13 protein-coding genes and 2 pseudogenes are annotated in these 17,871 nt (G+C 45.0%); 7 read left to right on the top strand and 8 right to left on the bottom strand.

Going from position 1 to position 17,871, the window contains the following annotated elements; all coding sequences use genetic code 11:
• Positions 1 to 233: pseudogene (locus L5M18_RS16860) on the top strand (IS4 family transposase); the annotation flags it as partial.
• Positions 234 to 242: 9 nt separating this feature from the next.
• Here L5M18_RS16860 and L5M18_RS16855 read toward each other — a convergent pair.
• Positions 243 to 749: a toxin-antitoxin system YwqK family antitoxin gene (locus L5M18_RS16855; RefSeq protein WP_263197869.1), complete on the bottom strand. Its 507-nt coding sequence runs from the start codon at positions 747 to 749 to the stop codon at positions 243 to 245.
• Positions 750 to 926: 177 nt separating this feature from the next.
• Here L5M18_RS16855 and L5M18_RS23515 point away from each other — a divergent pair.
• Positions 927 to 1,037: pseudogene (locus tag L5M18_RS23515) on the top strand (IS30 family transposase); the annotation flags it as partial.
• Positions 1,038 to 1,332: 295 nt separating this feature from the next.
• On the opposite strand, the gene L5M18_RS16850 reads toward L5M18_RS23515, so the two are convergent.
• The 4 genes from L5M18_RS16850 to L5M18_RS16835 form a co-directional block, all read right to left on the bottom strand.
• Positions 1,333 to 1,911 (bottom strand): porin family protein, encoded by a 579-nt coding sequence (locus L5M18_RS16850; RefSeq protein WP_263197867.1) that lies wholly within the window; start codon positions 1,909 to 1,911, stop codon positions 1,333 to 1,335.
• A 614-nt stretch (positions 1,912 to 2,525) separates the two neighbouring features.
• Positions 2,526 to 3,377: a class I SAM-dependent DNA methyltransferase gene (locus L5M18_RS16845; RefSeq protein ID WP_105251307.1), complete on the bottom strand. Its 852-nt coding sequence runs from the start codon at positions 3,375 to 3,377 to the stop codon at positions 2,526 to 2,528.
• Between the two features lie 140 nt (positions 3,378 to 3,517).
• A complete protein-coding gene (locus tag L5M18_RS16840; RefSeq protein WP_263197866.1) occupies positions 3,518 to 4,294 on the bottom strand; it encodes an EAL domain-containing protein in 777 nt (258 codons plus the stop codon).
• Between the two features lie 204 nt (positions 4,295 to 4,498).
• Positions 4,499 to 5,212, bottom strand: coding sequence for an oxidative stress defense protein (locus L5M18_RS16835; protein WP_006083233.1), 714 nt, complete (start codon positions 5,210 to 5,212; stop codon positions 4,499 to 4,501).
• Positions 5,213 to 5,630: 418 nt separating this feature from the next.
• Here L5M18_RS16835 and rimO point away from each other — a divergent pair, with 418 nt between their 5' ends.
• A complete protein-coding gene (rimO, locus tag L5M18_RS16830; protein WP_198573078.1) occupies positions 5,631 to 7,049 on the top strand; it encodes a 30S ribosomal protein S12 methylthiotransferase RimO in 1,419 nt (472 codons plus the stop codon).
• 237 nt (positions 7,050 to 7,286) lie between these two features.
• Here the strand turns inward: rimO and fumC are convergent, their stop codons facing one another.
• Both fumC and L5M18_RS16820 read right to left on the bottom strand, forming a co-directional pair.
• Complete coding sequence (gene fumC, locus L5M18_RS16825) at positions 7,287 to 8,690, bottom strand: class II fumarate hydratase (protein WP_263197864.1); 1,404 nt, start codon at positions 8,688 to 8,690, stop codon at positions 7,287 to 7,289.
• A 208-nt stretch (positions 8,691 to 8,898) separates the two neighbouring features.
• Positions 8,899 to 9,123: a ribosome alternative rescue factor ArfA gene (locus L5M18_RS16820; RefSeq protein WP_173496458.1), complete on the bottom strand. Its 225-nt coding sequence runs from the start codon at positions 9,121 to 9,123 to the stop codon at positions 8,899 to 8,901.
• A 266-nt stretch (positions 9,124 to 9,389) separates the two neighbouring features.
• Here L5M18_RS16820 and L5M18_RS16815 point away from each other — a divergent pair, with 266 nt between their 5' ends.
• Positions 9,390 to 10,238: a substrate-binding periplasmic protein gene (locus tag L5M18_RS16815; RefSeq protein WP_263197862.1), complete on the top strand. Its 849-nt coding sequence runs from the start codon at positions 9,390 to 9,392 to the stop codon at positions 10,236 to 10,238.
• A 283-nt stretch (positions 10,239 to 10,521) separates the two neighbouring features.
• On the top strand, positions 10,522 to 12,648 hold the full coding sequence (locus L5M18_RS16810; protein ID WP_263197860.1) for a TonB-dependent receptor: 2,127 nt from the start codon (positions 10,522 to 10,524) through the stop codon (positions 12,646 to 12,648).
• 251 nt (positions 12,649 to 12,899) lie between these two features.
• Here the strand turns inward: L5M18_RS16810 and pmbA are convergent, their stop codons facing one another.
• The gene (gene pmbA, locus L5M18_RS16805) at positions 12,900 to 14,243 is read right to left on the bottom strand and encodes a metalloprotease PmbA (protein WP_263197858.1); all 1,344 of its coding nucleotides are present in this window, start codon (positions 14,241 to 14,243) and stop codon (positions 12,900 to 12,902) included.
• Between the two features lie 437 nt (positions 14,244 to 14,680).
• On the opposite strand from pmbA, the gene yjgA reads away from it, so the two are divergent.
• Both yjgA and L5M18_RS16795 read left to right on the top strand, forming a co-directional pair.
• Complete coding sequence (gene yjgA / locus L5M18_RS16800) at positions 14,681 to 15,217, top strand: ribosome biogenesis factor YjgA (protein ID WP_198573074.1); 537 nt, start codon at positions 14,681 to 14,683, stop codon at positions 15,215 to 15,217.
• 29 nt (positions 15,218 to 15,246) lie between these two features.
• A complete protein-coding gene (locus tag L5M18_RS16795; protein WP_263197856.1) occupies positions 15,247 to 17,760 on the top strand; it encodes an Ig-like domain-containing protein in 2,514 nt (837 codons plus the stop codon).
• Positions 17,761 to 17,871 lie beyond the last annotated feature (111 nt).

Raw genomic sequence — 17,871 nt, 5'->3', positions numbered from 1 at the left:
TGATGGTTCAATGCCTGTTGTGGCTAGTTGGTTTACACGCACAGCAACAGGGCTGGGATAAGCATTTTCAGGCCAATACCATTGGGCATCGAACGGTACTCTCAACGATTCGCTTGGGATTGGAGGTACTCAGGCGGCCTGATTATCAAATCACGGAGAAAGAATTGCTGGCGGCCTGGGTATTATTCGCCAATCAGTTGCTCAAATATGGCTATGCTATGGCTGATTTATGAGGGGATCCTTCAGTACAACGCTTCATTCTCTAGTTCACCATTACAATGATAAGTTCGATAAAAACCGTATTCTTTCCCATTTTTAAAAATTTGCACTGTTACTTGACCATTTTCATTATAATATTTCCAAACACCTTCTAAAGTCCCATTTTCATAAGTCAATTCCGACTCTAACTGACCGTTTCTATAATAGCTTTTACAAATACCATCTTCTTTCCCATTTACATAAAACTTTTCCTCCATTAGTTTTCCATTAGACCAATAATGCTTATAAATGCCTTCTCTATTGCCTTTTCTATAAGTTCCCTCTTTTTCTAACTGACCGTCTTTATAATAACTATTACAAATACCATCTAACACTCCATCTTTATAATTTTCTTCTTTTTCTAGCAGACCGTTTTCATAATAACTATTACGAATACCATCTAACTTTCCATCTTCATAATTTTCCTCAATCCTTAGTTGACCATTTTTATAATGACCTGTTACTTTCCCTGTAAATATTTTTTTACTCATTTTGCTATACCATAATTAAGATAACTAAAATTCAACTCCGAAGTGCGATACTCTAATCGGAGAATAGAAGCAAGATTAACGCCCAAGAGTGCAAATCTCAATCTATCAGTTCTATTTTCAACCATAGTTTACTCAAAAGCATACTTATGTTAACCATAGATATAAGAGACTATCACCATGAATTATCTGTATTTGACCATAGTAAGACGATACCAGATTTCTGCTCTTTTAGAACAAGGCTTTCGATATAAATGTACTGATTGTCATCGTCCTAATGACGATAGGCAATCCTCCCATGCCTAAAATCGGTGGGGTTTGCATGTTTAAAAACGCCTTTTTTAATGAATTAGTTTGACTTTTGTCCCATATATCGCCCCATCATTTTTAATGGTACTCGTTCAAGCAATTTTCGCCATAACAAATTGTAGGCAAAAAATGGAAAGTGAATTATATTGTTGTTTATAAATGGCTGCCAATACTTCTTATTAAATCCAATAACATCTACCATCAAGATAAAGTAAAAAAGGCGTGACACTTAAAGTATCACGCCTTAATAATTATGAATTGTTGATGAGATTACTAATTAGAAGCGATATTCAACACCAATACTGGCTTGATTAAAGTCTGTATCTGTTTTTCCGCCATTGGCGACGCTATCGACATTAATATCTGCATCATACCAAGTGTACTCAGCATTAATTAAAAATCGTTCTGTGACTTTAAATGCCACACCGGCGCCGGCGAATACACCTTCACCATCGTCATTGCCAGAAAAACCGACGACGTCATAATCTGTCGAATACCATAACTGACCACCTTTAGCATATAGCTCAACTCGGTCTGCAATGGGAAGCATGACTTTAAGGGCTGCCGTATAACCATCGGTTTCGGCATTGGCTAAACCATTACCATAATCACCAAAGTTAATGTAACTACCTTCAAGAGCAAGGTATTTATTAAACTTATAACCAACAAGGCCCTGCATTACATCACTATTATCATCAAAATCATCATCGCCATCGACTTTTAAATAACCGTAGTTAGCGCCGACATAGATTCCGTTTTCTGCGGCATCACTGTTGCTCATGTTATCTGCATGAGAATATGCACTAAAAGAGGCTAAAGAAATAATGGCAGCTAAAGTAAGAATGGGGTTTTTCATAAAGTACTCCTAGTTAATTATTTAAATACACTAAGGACATTACAAAAATAATGCCAACCTCGCAAAACCACACTCAGATCAATACACAATGAAAATAATAACCATACTTATCAACACCATAGATTTATTTTAATATTTTAAATTCGAGTTAACTATTTTTATAAAACACATGAAACTTTTTTCATACTTACACTAAAGCCGTGCTAATTTTGTCTTAATGTATTTATTGCCTGTGTAATTGTAACTATTTCATAGGCAACAAAATAAATACACAAAATTATTACATTTAATTAATTCTATTATCATTTCTATTGTGCGACTTATTTATTAAAGCAAGTTTATTAAAGCAAGCTCTAACAGGAATACTGTGCCGCAGCGTTATGAACAAGAGTTATGGATGACGAACTGATTGTTAAACATGGACGTTATTTGGCAAGGAATATCCAAAAGGGGAACGGTACTTTCCCCTTTTGGTCGACTCTTGATGAAAAACAGAAGTGAAGTCTACTACTTTAATTTGGCTTTAAATAAAAACAGACTGAAAGAGAAGCGAGATTTAACAAGTCACACTGACATTATGAGCAGACCTTCTGTTACCAACCTTCAACAGAAGGTCAAATCTTCACGCAAACAAACAGCGCGTTACCTGATGCTAAATCCCACGGGACAATTCTTTCATAATCGTGTTCGAAAACATGCACTTCAAAATAGGGCGCTAACAATTCCTGCAGCTCAGTGAAGCTGGTAGCGACCATAGCATGTTGGTCTTGCCATTGCTCAATACTGTGAACTTCTTGTAAACCCACTTCTTGCAAACCTGCGGCGTGTAACCCTGCTTCCAGCGAGCCTAAGCCTTTCATATCAGAGACAGGTAAAGGCGAGACCTCAGCAAACGGCTGACTGCTTTTGGCAATACTCAACTTTAATGACTGTTTCTCACCTTGCCCACTGTAATGCCAGCCGGATTCGAAGGCGAAATGGCTACCATCAAACTCGGCAAAATGCTTAACCGAACTTGTGTTATCGATTCTGTGCTTATCGACAGTATTAAAACAAAACAGCCCACCGTCATTAAGTGCGCTATGCACACTGGCGATACAGCTTTTAAGGCGTTCGATGCAAGCACTGTAATGGATGGAATATAAAAAACAGGTAATCAAATCGACGCGCTCTTCTAAATAAAAAGCCGTCATATCTTGGAGGTTAAACTGAGCTTCAGGACAACGACGCATGGCCATGTCTAGCATAGGCTGATTAATATCAAGGCCACTGCACTGATAACCAAGGTCGATAAAATGCCGCACATGCGGACCAGTGCCACAGGCTAAATCAAGATGTTGCTTACCATTATTGCCGAGGAACTGATGCAGACGATGGATACTCGCGCTCTGTTGCTGGTAGTTGATATCGGAACACATTAAATCGTAATAACCGGATAAATCGGTATAGAGCGCGTTGGAAGACATAGTAGCGAATAGGTAACAAGGGCAATTTTAGGTGGCGCATGATATATCAGTTAGCCGATATCAGAAACAAAGAATTATCCATCGAGTCTCAGCACGTGTTATCACTCTAATCGTGCAACGATATCAATCCACCTAACCATTTACTTTGGGGAGTGAAAGCTTAGCTCTTCATAGGAACTCAAATATTCGAGTCGTGGTTTGGCAAAATAATACCCCTGAAAATACTCAATCCCTATTCCAGCGAGATAATTAAGTTCGGCTTCAGTCTCAATGCCTTCGGCCAAAACTCTTGTATTAAGCTCTAAACAAATACGCAGTATTTCATCCACGGCTAACTGCTTTTCTCTATCAAGATCGATATCACGGATCAAGGTCATATCAAGTTTTAATACTTGAGGGCGCAGGGCTTCGAGCCAGCTTAAATCAGCAAAACCACTGCCAAAATCATCGATTGCCGTGATAAAACCACGCTTAGCATAGCTCTCGAAGATACGGACTAATTTTGCCCGATCAACAATTTGCTCGCCCTCAGTCACTTCGAACATGATTTTGTGAATATCAAACCCATACATGTCGGCGGCTTCAATCGTCGCGCGGATACATGTCTCAGGGTTATATACGGCATTAGGTAAAAAGTTGATACTGAGCATCTTATCGAGTCCCAGCTTTGAAGCGGTTTCTATCGCTTTTACACGGCAAGCCTGATCAAAATAGTATTTATTATTTTCATTAATCCGCTCAAACACCCACGCAGCCCCTTCACCATCAGGGCCTCTGACCAGAGCTTCATAACCGCTAATCTCACGACTAGGCCAATGGATAATAGGTTGAAATGCCATTCGAATTTCAAATCCTAATGACTTACCACTTAAGCAATCCATGCAAGTTTGTTGCTTTATTCGAGCGGGAAAATCCATAAACGGCCTCCTAAACATTAACCTTACTAGTGTGAGGATAAATACTTAAATTTGCCAGTTTTTACTGTTCATCATCCTAATAAAATCCATCACATATAGAGTGAAGAATGCTATTTCCAAAAATATAAAACGATTGTAAACGGCATAAAAAAATGGATGAATCCCAATAGGAGCTTCATCCATCACCATATGCCTCTGACTGATTTACTTCAGTTTATAAATCACTTCAACTCTATCTTCTATGCTCACTTGACCATATTGATAACTCTCGGCGGCGCCCATGGCATCGGCTTTAGCGCTCATGCGTAACATGACAGGTTGCACAGGGCGTTGATCGTAATAACGGATCTGCCAGATCTTACCGAGATTTTCACCAAAGCCTTTAGCCAAAGATTCGGCTTTTTGTTTGGCATCCACAATCGCAGCTTGACGTGCCTTGGCGACGTATTCAGCTTCTTTGCTCGACTTAAGGGCGATGTTATTGACCCGATTCATGCCCTCTTCTAAGGCAGAATCTAAAATAGCATTCAAGCGGCTTAAGTCTGTTACCGTCACGGTAATTTGGCGACTGGCAGTATAACCCGTCAGCTCTGGCGCCTTATCCTGCACATAGACGTATTGCGGTTGAAGATTTAAATTCGCGCTCTGGATCTGATCTTTAGTCACACCCGCGGCGGTGAGACGGGCGATAAACTTAGCCACGGCGGCATCGGAATTATCTTTGGCGGCTTTAGCGGTTTTTTCGGTCACGGCCACTTCCACATTCACATCCGCCATATCGGGTTCGACTTGGATTTGACTCACACCCATGGTTTCAATATGCGGGAAATCGACCTCAGCGGCGAGCACTGCTGGCGCCATAAACGCGCTAGAAAAAAGACCACCCGCCACCAATACCGCTAAAAGAGAATTTTTCATAACTTACTCCAAAAATAATGTGCTTATACCTAAACCACTTCAAATAGAACGCATATTCAAAACGAGACGGCTAAAACGACTGTGTCGCTTATTTAGCGCTTAGGCTATCAGTAAAAAGTGCCAATACTTGTGCCAATATGTAACAGCATCAAGAAATTGTCTCTTGCCCCTATAAACGCGGCCAATTTTAAAAAGGGTTAATTTTTCTGAAAAAATGTTTAGCGCTTTTTATCCAGATGAGTTAGACCTTGGATCTTTGGCCTATCTTCCTATATCCACACCCAAAATAGGCCTTAGGGTTAACTGGCATATTCAGCGCCCCAACTGTACACTTTTCAGCCAAAGCTACTGTACCTTTTAATCACTTCAGGTATAATCCGCCAACTTTTTAAGGCGGCTTATACCTCAGCGAGAAACCATGACAGTTGAAACTTTTAAACCCAAGCAAACGACCACGCTTGATATCCCAGTCAAAACATTAGAAGCAGCAAGCACTAATGCTGTTACCACTGGGAATCGCATCGGTTTCGTGTCTTTGGGCTGCCCAAAAAACCTCGTGGATTCAGAGCGTATTCTGACTCAGTTACGCATCGACGGCTACGAAGTCACTAACAGCTACGACAATGCCGACTTAGTTATCGTCAATACCTGCGGCTTTATCGATGCTGCGGTGGAAGAATCTCTGGATGCTGTGCGTGAAGCCTTAGAAGAAAACGGCAAAGTGATCGTCACTGGCTGCCTTGGCGCCAAAGAAAACCAAATCCGCGAAGTGCACCCAGATGTGTTAGAAATCACTGGCCCACACAGCTACGAAGCGGTGTTGAAGCATGTTCACAAGTATGTGCCTAAGCCAGAGCACAACCCTTTCACCTCGTTAATCCCACAAACTGGGGTTAAGTTAACGCCTAAGCATTACGCTTATTTAAAGATTTCAGAAGGTTGCGACAACCGTTGTACTTTCTGCATCATCCCTTCGCTACGTGGCGATCTCGACAGCCGCCCAGCGGGCAGCATCTTAGATGAAGCTAAACGTTTAGTGGAATCAGGCGTACAAGAAATTCTAGTTGTGAGCCAAGACACCTCGGCCTACGGCAAAGACAAAGGTGGTCGTACCGATTTTTGGAACGGTATGCCCGTCAAGCAAGACATTACTAGCCTAGCGCGCCAACTGGGTAAAATGGGCGCTTGGGTGCGTCTGCATTACATCTATCCCTACCCATGGGTTGACGATTTGATCCCGCTGATGGCGGAAGGTTTAATCCTGCCGTATTTGGATATTCCAATGCAGCATGCTAGCCCGCGCATTCTCAAGATGATGAAGCGTCCAGGCCGTGTTGACCGTCAGTTAGAAGCGATTCAACGCTGGCGTGAAATCTGTCCAGATCTAGTGATCCGTTCAACCTTCATCGTCGGCTTCCCAGGTGAAACCGAAGAGGATTTCCAAATCCTGCTCGATTTCTTAAAAGAAGCTCGTCTTGATCGCGTAGGTTGCTTTAAATATTCTGAAGTCGATGGCGCTGTCGCCAACACTATCGCCGAGCTTATCAGCGAAGAAGTGAAAGAAGACAGATACCACAGATTTATGGAACTCCAAGCCGAGATCAGCGCCGAGCGTTTAGCCCGTTTCGTTGGCCGTACTTTAGATATTCTGATTGATGATGTAGACGAAGAAGGCGCCATTGGCCGCAGCTTCGCCGATGCACCAGAAATCGACGGCATGGTGTTTATCAATGGTGAAACTGAGCTGGAACCTGGTATGTTGGTTCGTGCCCGCATCACCCATTCAGATGAACACGATCTGTGGGCAGAAGTGGTAGATGCTGACACCCAAGACTAAGCCGTTCTGATATAGGACAGGCTATGACTCAAAAAGCGAACCTCTGGTTCGCTTTTTGTTTTTATCATTTCGTAAGCATTAACACTGCGAATGCTTCAGCATCCTTACTCCACTGTTTCACCTCACTATCTCATCACACTGTTTCTTTTCATTATATTGGCTCACTATCTTGATTCATTGCCAGCCTCAATTTCGCTGATTTATCAGCAGCTAGGATGAGACGTTTTGAATTAAGCATTAAGCATCGGGTCCCAACATCTTATTGGCATCGACCCACAGCTCGAACTCTTCTGCTGTCACAAACTCAAGTTCTAATGCCGCTTGGCGCAGTGTCTTATGCTCGCTATGGGCTTTTTTGGCTATCTTAGCGGCCTTTTCATAACCGATATGTTGATTCAGCGCCGTCACTAACATGAGTGAATTTTCCACATGCAGCGCGATTTGTGGCTCGTTCGCCACTATGCCGACCACGCAATGATCGCGAAACGATTGACAAGCATCCCCCAATAAGCGCCCCGATTGCAGCACATTGGCGATAATCATCGGCTTAAACACATTGAGCTCAAACTGACCATTGCTGCCGCCAATCCCAACGGCGACATCATTACCCATGATTTGCGCGCACACCATAGTCATAGCCTCGACCTGAGTCGGGTTCACTTTTCCCGGCATGATCGACGAACCGGGTTCATTTTCAGGCAGTAATAACTCACCAATGCCACAGCGCGGGCCAGAACCTAACATCCTAATATCATTTGCGATCTTCATTAAACTAACCGCCGCCACTTTATAGGCCGCCGACAGGGAGACTAATTCATCGTGGGCAGCAAGGGCAGCAAACTTATTCGGCGCCGTCACAAAGGGCAAACCCGTGAGTTTTGCGATATTGTCCGCCACCTTAACGGCGTAATCCTTGTGTGTATTCAGCCCAGTGCCGACGGCGGTCGCACCTAAGGCTAACTCGGCCACCCGCTTGAGACTGTGCTCAATGCCTTCGATGGCATGACTTAACTGCGCGGCATAACCCGAAAACTCTTGGCCTAACGTTAACGGTGTTGCATCCATAAAATGTGTGCGACCGATTTTGACTAGGTGCGCAAACTCCTCGGCCTTATCCTGTAAGCTCTGCAGCAATAACCTCATGCAGGGCAAAACGAGCTCAACCGCTTGGCGATAAGCGGCAATGTGCATGGCGGTGGGAAAAGTATCGTTGGAGGATTGCGAGCGGTTAACATCATCATTGGGGTGCAAGCATTTAACCGCATCGATAAGTTGCCCACCTGAGAGCACATGACCGCGATAGGCAATCACCTCATTGACGTTCATATTGGTTTGCGTGCCCGAGCCCGTTTGCCAAATCACTAAAGGAAATTGCGCATCGAGTTCGCCTGCAATCAGCTCATCGCACACTTGGACAATCAGTTGAGCTTTAGCTTGAGTCAAAGTGCCAAGTTGTTGATTGGTAATAGCGGCGGCTTTCTTTAAATAGCCAAAAGCGTGGATCACTTCGACAGGCATAGATGCCTCAGCACCAATACGAAAGTGCTGCCGCGAACGCTCGGTTTGTGCGCCCCAATAACAATCGGCGGGGACTTTCACCTCACCCATAGTGTCGTGTTCAACTCGATATTGCTGTGCCATGTGCATCTCCTTCGCTAAAACGCTCTAAGCGTTCACCATACTCGTTCAGGGCGAAAGTACAATTAACCTCCAACAAGGAGTATCAATAATAAGGCTGATTTAAGCGTAAAGATTGGCGTAAAGGCAGGTGGAGGATCATGAATTGGCAGGATTAACGAGGTACTAACACAGCAGACTAAAACAGCGAACTAAAGCAGTAAAAAGCAGATTAACAAAAGCACAGACCTAGAAAGTCAAAAGGGGCATCGCCCTTGTGCTGATGCCCCTTTCGGTTTTGTGCCTTACGGTCGTATGACCCTTTGCCCTTTTTCGCTTTCTCGGTGCGGGTCCTAAACAAGGGACTCGTCACTAACGCTTTTAGTGCGTTATCGGTAATGGTGCCTCGACCACTTTCGTGTTCTAAGGGCATATTTTGCGGTTTTTGCTTAGTCATTTTATGCCTCACTGCTTAATGAAAGTTAAGCCCATAGCCTAACAGCGCAAACTATAACGCAATCAAATCAGATGTACAGAGTTTGTGCACTCCAGCATAAAAAATGACTTTGACTAGTAGGAAAGTATGATAGATTATTCAAATAAAAATAATATATTAGCTTAATAATCAATAAGATTTTATTAATAGGTTTAGTGAGTGGATTTTGCCATAACCTTTATTGGCACTCAGGTTACACTTTGTAATCGACAGATAAGGAGATCAATTTGACATCTGCGTTAGTCGTTCAACCTTGGCTCGGCGCACTGCTCTTGCTAATAACGCTTCAAGCCCCGCTTGCCAACGCTTTTTCCAGTTCAGACTCCTGCGTGATGACTATGGGGTATCGCACCAGCGAACGCTTACCCTTTATTGGCGACGAATCCAATAACACGGGATTTTATCACGAACTCTATCAAGCGGCGGCGGACAAGATTGGCTGCAAACTCAATGTGGTGCGCGCACCTAAATTACGTATTCTGCGGGATCTCAAACTCGGCAATATCGATTTTTATCCCGGCCTTAATTTCACCGAAGAGCGGGCTCAATACGCGCATTTTATCCCCAATGGACTTTCACAACGTGCGATTGGCATTAGCCGTGCTGGCGCCGCCGATATTCGCTCCATTGAACAGTTAGCCCATAATGAGATGACCCTCTTAATCGCCCCAGGCAGTTATGACTTTGGCGGCTTACCCGACAAAATCAAGGTACGCAAACCGCCTGAGCTAACCGTCCCTAAAGCCTTGGATTATTTACTTTCAAACCAAGGGGACTTTTTTATTTATGATCAAACCACTTTGCATTATTACCTCAAAAATCGCGACCAAAGCCAGTTTAAACTCCACTATCACTACAGCGAATTACCGCAGGAAATGTATCTCGGTTTCTCGAAAAAAAGCCGCCACTACCGCGGTAGACACAACCCCAACTATCGCGCCGATATCCCCATCAGCCCAGATAACAGTCCCACAGTGTTAACACCAGATTCTAAAGTCTTTGAATTTGCCAAAGCACTCGCCGCCATGGATTCCCAAGGTGAAACTCAGCGCTTGTATAGCAAGTATTTTGGCTAGCTTAAATCCCAGAAATTAAAATGCCTCATTTGGGTTAGCTTAAATCACAAAAAGTACCGCTAACGCAGAGTTCTATTGGACCTCTTACCAATTGAGGAACCAATAAAGAACTAAGCGAATCATGCCTAACTGATTAAAAAGTGGAAAACTTGTCTTCTGCTCAAGCCATATTCTGATGTTTTAACTCGCTTTGTTACCCTCTGCGACAATATGCCGCACCTGCCACACTGAGATGCTCTTTATAATGCAGCGCAATTAATCCAAGTGAATGGAAGACAATAAGATGGCTGCAAATTCTGCGTATTTATCTCACCCGTTTAAAACTTCAGTAATTTCCTCATCCCTCGCAATCGCCATGGGTTTATCACTAGCGCCACAGGCCATGGCTGACGACAGCGAATTAGCCAATATTGAACGCTTAGAGGTCCATGGCCAACAGACCGAAAACCGTAACGCCTTAGGCTCGGCTGAAAATCTACTGAAAGGGCAAGGAGTCGATTTCTCCGAAGCGGGCGGCGTATCGGCCCTACCTATCCTCAATGGCATGATGGGCGATCGCATCAAAGTGCTGGTCGATGGCGCGGACATTACCGCGTCCTGTGCAAACCAAATGAATCCACCGCTGTCCTATATCTCCGCCAATCAAATCACCACAGCCGAAGTCATTGCGGGCGTATCGCCAGTCAGTGCCGGTGGCGATAATATTGCGGGCGTGATTAAGGTTAGCAGCCTTAACCCTAAATTTGGTGAAAGCGAGGCTATCAAGTGGAATAGTGGCGATATTTCAACTGGATATCGCAGTGTGAGTGACACCTTATTACTCGGCACCAACGCCACAGTCGCCAGCAAAAATGTCAGCCTTAGCTATCAAGGCGCCTATGAAGATGCCAACAGCTATAAAGATGGCAATGGCGATAAAGTCATAGATACTCTATACCGCGCACAAAACCATGCACTGACCGCCGCATGGCGCGATGAGACTCAAGAAGTTGCCATCAAATTGACCCACCAAAATATTCCATTCCAAGGTTTTGCTAACCAATACATGGATATGACGGATAACAAGAGTTACGGTGCGCTCGCCCGTTATCAACTCAAACTCGACGATGACGGTGAATTCAGTGCCCAAGTAAACTGGCACGGCGTGAAACACGAGATGGGCTTTTTCACTCCAGAAAAAACCGGCAAGATGCCAATGAATACTGAAGGTGATGACTACAGCTATCAACTGCACTGGCGTTTGCCAATGGGTGATGACAGCACCTTACTGGTCGGCCAAGAATACTATAGCTACCAGCTCGACGATGTTTGGCCTGCGGTGCCTGGCACTATGATGGCGCCCAATGACTACATCAACATCAACGATGGCCAGCGAAAACGCGCCGCCGTTTATGGAGAATGGCAGCAAGATTTAAGTCAAAGCTGGTGGTTATCGGCGGGTGTTCGCTTTGAGTATGTCACCACCAATACCGGTGAAGTCCAAGCCTATAGCAACATGCCTATGATGGGCATGCCCAATGTCGACGCAGAAGCGGCAAAAGCCTTTAATGCAATGGACAGAAAACGTGATGATAATCTGATCGATGCCACCTTACTGGCGCGCTATCAATTATCGACCAATCAACAACTTGAGTTTGGTTTAGCCCGCAAGAATCGTGCACCTAATCTGTACGAACGTTATAGCTGGGGCCGCGGCACTATGGCGACCACTATGATAGGTTGGTATGGTGATGGTAATGGTTATGTGGGTAATCCGGATCTTAAACCAGAAACCGCCCACACCCTGAGCGCAGCCTACAAATATAACGATGATAGCTGGCAAGTCTCGACCACAGCTTGGTACACAGCTGTGACTGACTATGTCGATGCCGAAGTCATTGGTAGCTTCAATCGCACCAGTTCGCCTGATGGCAAACGCAATATTCTCCAATTCACTAACTTAGATGCCAATCTCTATGGCGCACGTTTTAATGCGCTCTACCAGTTTGCCGAAACCAGCACAGGTAAATGGCAAGTATTAGGCAAAGTGAATGTCACCCGTGGCGAGCGAGATGAAGGTGATGAACCTTTATATCAAATCAAGCCGTTGCAAACTGAGCTGGCACTGCAACATCAGTTAGGTCAGTGGGAAAACAGTCTTTCATGGCAATGGGTTGCGACCAAAGATCGCGTAGATGACCGCCGCCTTGAAAATGAAACAGACAGCTACTCCTTGCTCAATTTGAACAGCAGTATGAAATGGCAGGATCTGACTGTTACCTTCGCCGTGAATAATCTGTTCGACAGCTACTATGAGCTGCCACTGGGCGGCGTGAGTGTGGCTGAATTTAAGGCCGATAATACCAATGGCTTTAACCAGATTGCCGGTGCAGGTCGCTCGTTTGAACTCAGCGCAAACTATGCGTTTTAACGACTGATTTTAAAGGCACTGTTTTTAACAACATCGTTTTTAACCACATAGTTTTTAACAGCGCGGATTTTTAGGCCGAACAGCTCTAATCCAAACGTTAAACAAAAAGGGCAAGCAGATTAAGTGATTAATCGCTTGCCCTTTTTTATGCTCAAACCACATTCATGCCACTAACACAAAAGCACAGGCACTAAAGCACTGAGACGACTTAAGCGCACTATGCAGCACGGCTGAACGAGTGACACTATGGATTAGTTACCCGCAATCTTCATTTCAGATAACAAGATACCGCCGGTACGAATCGATGAGCGCAAATCAAAATCCTTACTCACGGCTTGCACGCCACGGAACATCTCTTTTAAGTTACCCGCAATAGTGATCTCTTCCACTGGATATTGGATCTCACCGTTTTCAACGTAAAAACCCGCCGCACCACGGGAATAATCGCCCGTTACCATGTTCACGCCTTGGCCCATGACTTCGGTCACAATCAAACCTGTGCCCATGTCTTTCACCAATTCGTCGAAGGTTTGGCCAGTGTGGCCGAGCGTCCAGTTATAAATACCGCCCGCATGGCCCGTGTTGGTTAAGCCTAACTTGCGCGCCGAGTAACTGGTCAGCAAATAGGTTTCTAACATGCCGCGGTCAATAATGCGTCTGTCTTGGGTCGCCACGCCTTCACTGTCGTAGTTCGCGCTTGCCAATGCGCCCAGTAAATGCGGCTGCTCTTCGATATTAAACCAATCGGGGAAGATTTGGGTGTTGATCGAATCCAATAAGAAACTGGATTTACGGTATAAACTGCCACCGCTGATCGCACCGATAAAGTGGCCGATTAACCCTGTGGCGATATCTGGCGCTAATAAAATGGGTAAACGCGTCGTCGCGATTTTGCGCGCACCAAGGCGACTTACTGTCTTCTCGGCGGTCTTTAAACCTACCGTTTCAGGTGCAAGCATCTCGCTGAATTTACGGGCGATAGTGTAATCGTAATCCCGTTGCATATTGCCTTCACTATCTTCACCGATCACGCTGCAACTCAAGCTATAACGCGAGCTGCAATAACCGTTTAAGAAACCGTGGCTATTGCCATACACTTTAACCGCAGTGTGAGCATTGGCACTGGCGCCGTCGGAGTTATTGATACGTGGATCGGCATCGAGCGCCGCAGTTTCGGCGCGGATCGCCAGTTGCGCTAACTCATCGGGGGAAATATCTTGTGGATAATACAGTTGAAGATCGCGGATCTGATTTGCCATCAAGGCTTTATCGGCAAGACCACTGAATGGATCCGGAGAAGTATAACGGGCGATATCGTCGGCCGCTTTCACCGCGAGGGCAATGGCCTCTGGACTTAAATCCGACGTCGATGAACTGCCCTTGCAACCATCGCGGTAAACCGTAATTCCTAAGGCACCATCTTTATTAAATTCAACGGTTTCAACTTCTTTTAAACGGGTAGAAACCGACAAACCTTGTTGTTTACTGATCGCCACTTCGGCAGCGTTCGCTCCTAATTTGTTGGCATATTCCAGCGCCACGGCCACCGCATCTTTCAGCGCGCCCAATTCACTATCGATTCTGTTCAAAGACACAAAGCTACTCTTTCGTTGTCGGCAATTGCCGTAGCATAACAAACACAAATCCCATTCACATTAATTATTCGCGGCTGACTTAGGCTTGAGAGCGCATCCTATACCCAAACAACCTGAAGATGCAGGATTCAGCGGGAGTTTAACGCACTTTAGGCAAGGCGGTTATTTGCAGGCCTAGCGGGCTAAGTTAAAAATAACCAACACAGCATAAAGTGCGTTAAAACCCGCCGGGACGGAGCGCCTAGGGCACTCCACTTCCGTGTTGCATCAATTCAAAAGGTAGCCGACATTCTGTCATTGCTGCGCCTTGAATTGAAGCACCCTATGCGCTCTGAAACTCGTATCTTCAGGTAGCTTGGGTATAAACACATTCACCTAGGCGATTTTTGGCTGGAGATGTTATTATTAGCCAGTTATTTACTTGAGGTTTTATCTATATGAAGATTGTTGGTGATTCAGAACATTTTAAACAGCCCTACGACATAGATGAAGATTATGTCAGCAGCAAAACAACGGACAAGCGTGATAGCGAAGCCGTGCAAAAAGTCGGTATGGAGCTTGTTTCACTGAGCAAGACTCAGCTAGATAAAATCGAGCTGGATGAGTTTTTGTACGACGCTATCCTGCAAACACGCAAAATCAAGGTCAATACTGAGGCGTATCGTCGCCACATGCAGTATATCGGCAAATTAATGCGTAATTTTGATATTGAGCCTATCAAGGCTTCACTCGCTATCGTGTTGAATAAAAACAACAACGAGACCGCGAAGTTGCAGATGTTCGAAAAAATGCGTGAACGCTTACTCACCCAAGGTGATGATGAGATTCAAACTGTCGTCGAGCATTATCCGCAATTAGACAGACAAAAACTGCGTACTTTAGTGCGTCAAGCCACTAAAGAACTGGCCAAAAGCCCAGAATCAAAATCATCTAAAGAGCTGTTTAAATATCTACGCAGCGAAATCCAAGACTAATTAACTTCAGCCCCACAAGGATGTTGCTTATGCGACTTAGCAAAACGTTATCGGTATTTTCTTGGGCATTACTGGGCGCATTAGCGCTCAGTGGTTGTAATGGCGCCGCTGATGGCACCGACACTGACGGAACAACAGACAGCTACAGCTTAACGCTGGGCTATAAAACTGTAGTTAACGGCAAGTGCGCCGATGCAACCACCAATTTAAGCTTTGCCTCCGATACGAGTTTTTGTGCCGTCGCTACCTTAAAAAAGGGTTCGAGTAAACTTAGCGGCCAACTGATTAGCTTCGCTGCGACCTTAGGTACTGTTGCGCCAGCAACAAAACTCACCAATGCAGATGGCGTTGCTGAAGTCATCATTTCTAACCCTGCATTAACAGCAGAAGCTGGTACGGTAACGGCGAGCTATACGCCGTCTGATGCAGACGCATTAACTGCAAGCCGGAACTACGAGTTCGTTGGTTCAGGTAATGGTAACACCATTGCAACACCTAAGCTCAGCGCCAGTATTTTAAGCAGCTCAGCCTTAGTCACTCGCTTTAAAGTCGATGAGTCGGTGCAATTACAAGCCATATTGCTCGATAGCGAAAGCAAAGGTATCGAAGGCGCTAAAGTCACCTTTACTGCAGGTTCAGCGGCGCTCAATCCAACCAGTGCACTGACCAACATTCAAGGTATTGCGCAGGTACCCTATACGCCAAGTGCAACTGAATTAGGGGCAAATGCCTTAACGGTCACTGTGGACTATCAAGGTCAATCGCTGCAAACCAGCAGTTTGTATGAAGTGTTGAGTAAAGATGCAGTCAATCAAGAAGGCACGCTGAAACTCGGCTCATTCAATGGCGCAGTCTTTACCGAAGGTAAACTGGCGAGCACCTTAACGGCCGATGCCAATGGCAAATATAAAATCAGCGCAGGCGGTAGTTTTGGTGTAAGTGCAAGTTTAGTATTAGAGGCCAATGACGGCACGGTTACGCGAGTACAAACACCCTCATCCATCAGCTTTAGCTCAGATTGCACCACAAACAATAGCGCCACACTCGATACCCCAGTTACAACCTTATCGGGTAATGCGGGCTCGACCTTCCAAGACACAAGTTGCAGTGGCAACAGTGAACGTAGCGACCAAATCATCGCCACAACCGTAGCTGGCAATCAGACGTTAACGGCAAATTTCCCATTCACACTGCAACGCCAAACCCTTGCCAGCTTAAGTTTTGAGTCGGCCGAGCCCGCCCAAATTCGCATTAAAGGTGCGGGCGGCACAGGTGCAAGCGAATCCTCTTTAGTTAGCTTCAAAGTCACCAGCGCCAATGGCCAACCCGCAGCGCAACAGAATGTCAGCTTTACCTTAGATACGGTTGTCGGTGGTTTAAGTTTTGCCAATGGCACTGCGAATGCGCAAAGCCTGACTAACTCCCAAGGTATCGCCAGTGTGCGCGTATTATCCGGCACAGTACCCACGCCTGTGCGCGTGGTCGCCACTGCTGTTGATACTGATACTAAAGAAGTCATCACTAGCCAATCTGAACAGTTAACCGTGAATACTGGTCTACCTCAACAACTTGGATTTAGTTTAGCGACGAGTAATGCCAACCCTGAAGCGGGTAATATTGATGGTGAGAAAGTCACAGTGACCGCTAGACTGTCTGACAGTTTTGGCAACCCTGCGCCAAATGACACAACAGTTAACTTTACCAGTGAAGGCGGCCAAATAGAGCCAAGCTGCTTAACCCAAAATGGTGTCTGCAGTGTGACTTGGACATCAAGCGATCCAAGACCTCAAGACCATCGCATAACAGTATTAGCCTACGCTTTAGGTCACGAAACCTTTTTCGACACCAATGGTAACAACCAATTTGATTCGGCCGATGGTGGTGCAATTCTAAAAGCCTGCTTAATGAATGGCGCCCCCGTTGCCTGTCGTGGTAACGGCCTAGATGTAGAAACATTCCACAACTCAGGTTTTAGCGATTTGCCGACAGCCTTTCGCGATGATAACGAAAACTTCGCCTATGATAGTGGTGAACGCTATTTCGATAACCTCGCTAGCAACACCTACAAAGGTGCCGATGGCAAGTTTAACGGTCCTCAATGTCAAGGCGCGCTCTGTGGGACAGGACAAGCCAATAAAACTTACGTCCGTAAAGCTGTCGTGATGATAATGTCTGGCTCGAAAGCGTATTTCACACTGTGGCAAGATGGTGTCAAAGTATATGAAGATCACCAAGGTCAAAATATTCTTAACAATCTTGATTCGTTAACGGCCATACCAGCTGGGCAAACATCCAAATTTATCGTAAAACTCTACGATAGTGCCGATCAAATTATGCCCTCTAGTACAACGCTTAATGTAGATGCAGATAAAGGGGAATTACTGTCAACGCCTTATACTGTGCCTAAAACGAATGATGCTAATGCAAGTATGGCGGACTTTTACCTCAAAAATACTGAAACCGCTAGCAGCCAAGTGGTACTAACTGTGAATACACCAAGTGGCGTTGAAACCTTGCTTAAGTTCAATGTGTTGCTGCAATAATAACGAACTGATATATAACAAAAGACCCGCGAATGCGGGTCTTTTTATTGAAGGATTTTATTAGAGGATGACAACTCACGGCCCTTAGATCTACTACACATCTTTAGTTAT

The sequence above is a fragment of the Shewanella sp. SM20 genome, assembly GCF_025654545.1.
Taxonomy (GTDB): Bacteria; Pseudomonadota; Gammaproteobacteria; order Enterobacterales; family Shewanellaceae; genus Shewanella; species Shewanella oncorhynchi.
The sequence above is the reverse complement of the archived record's forward strand: the minus strand, read 5'-3'. Positions and strand labels throughout refer to the sequence as shown.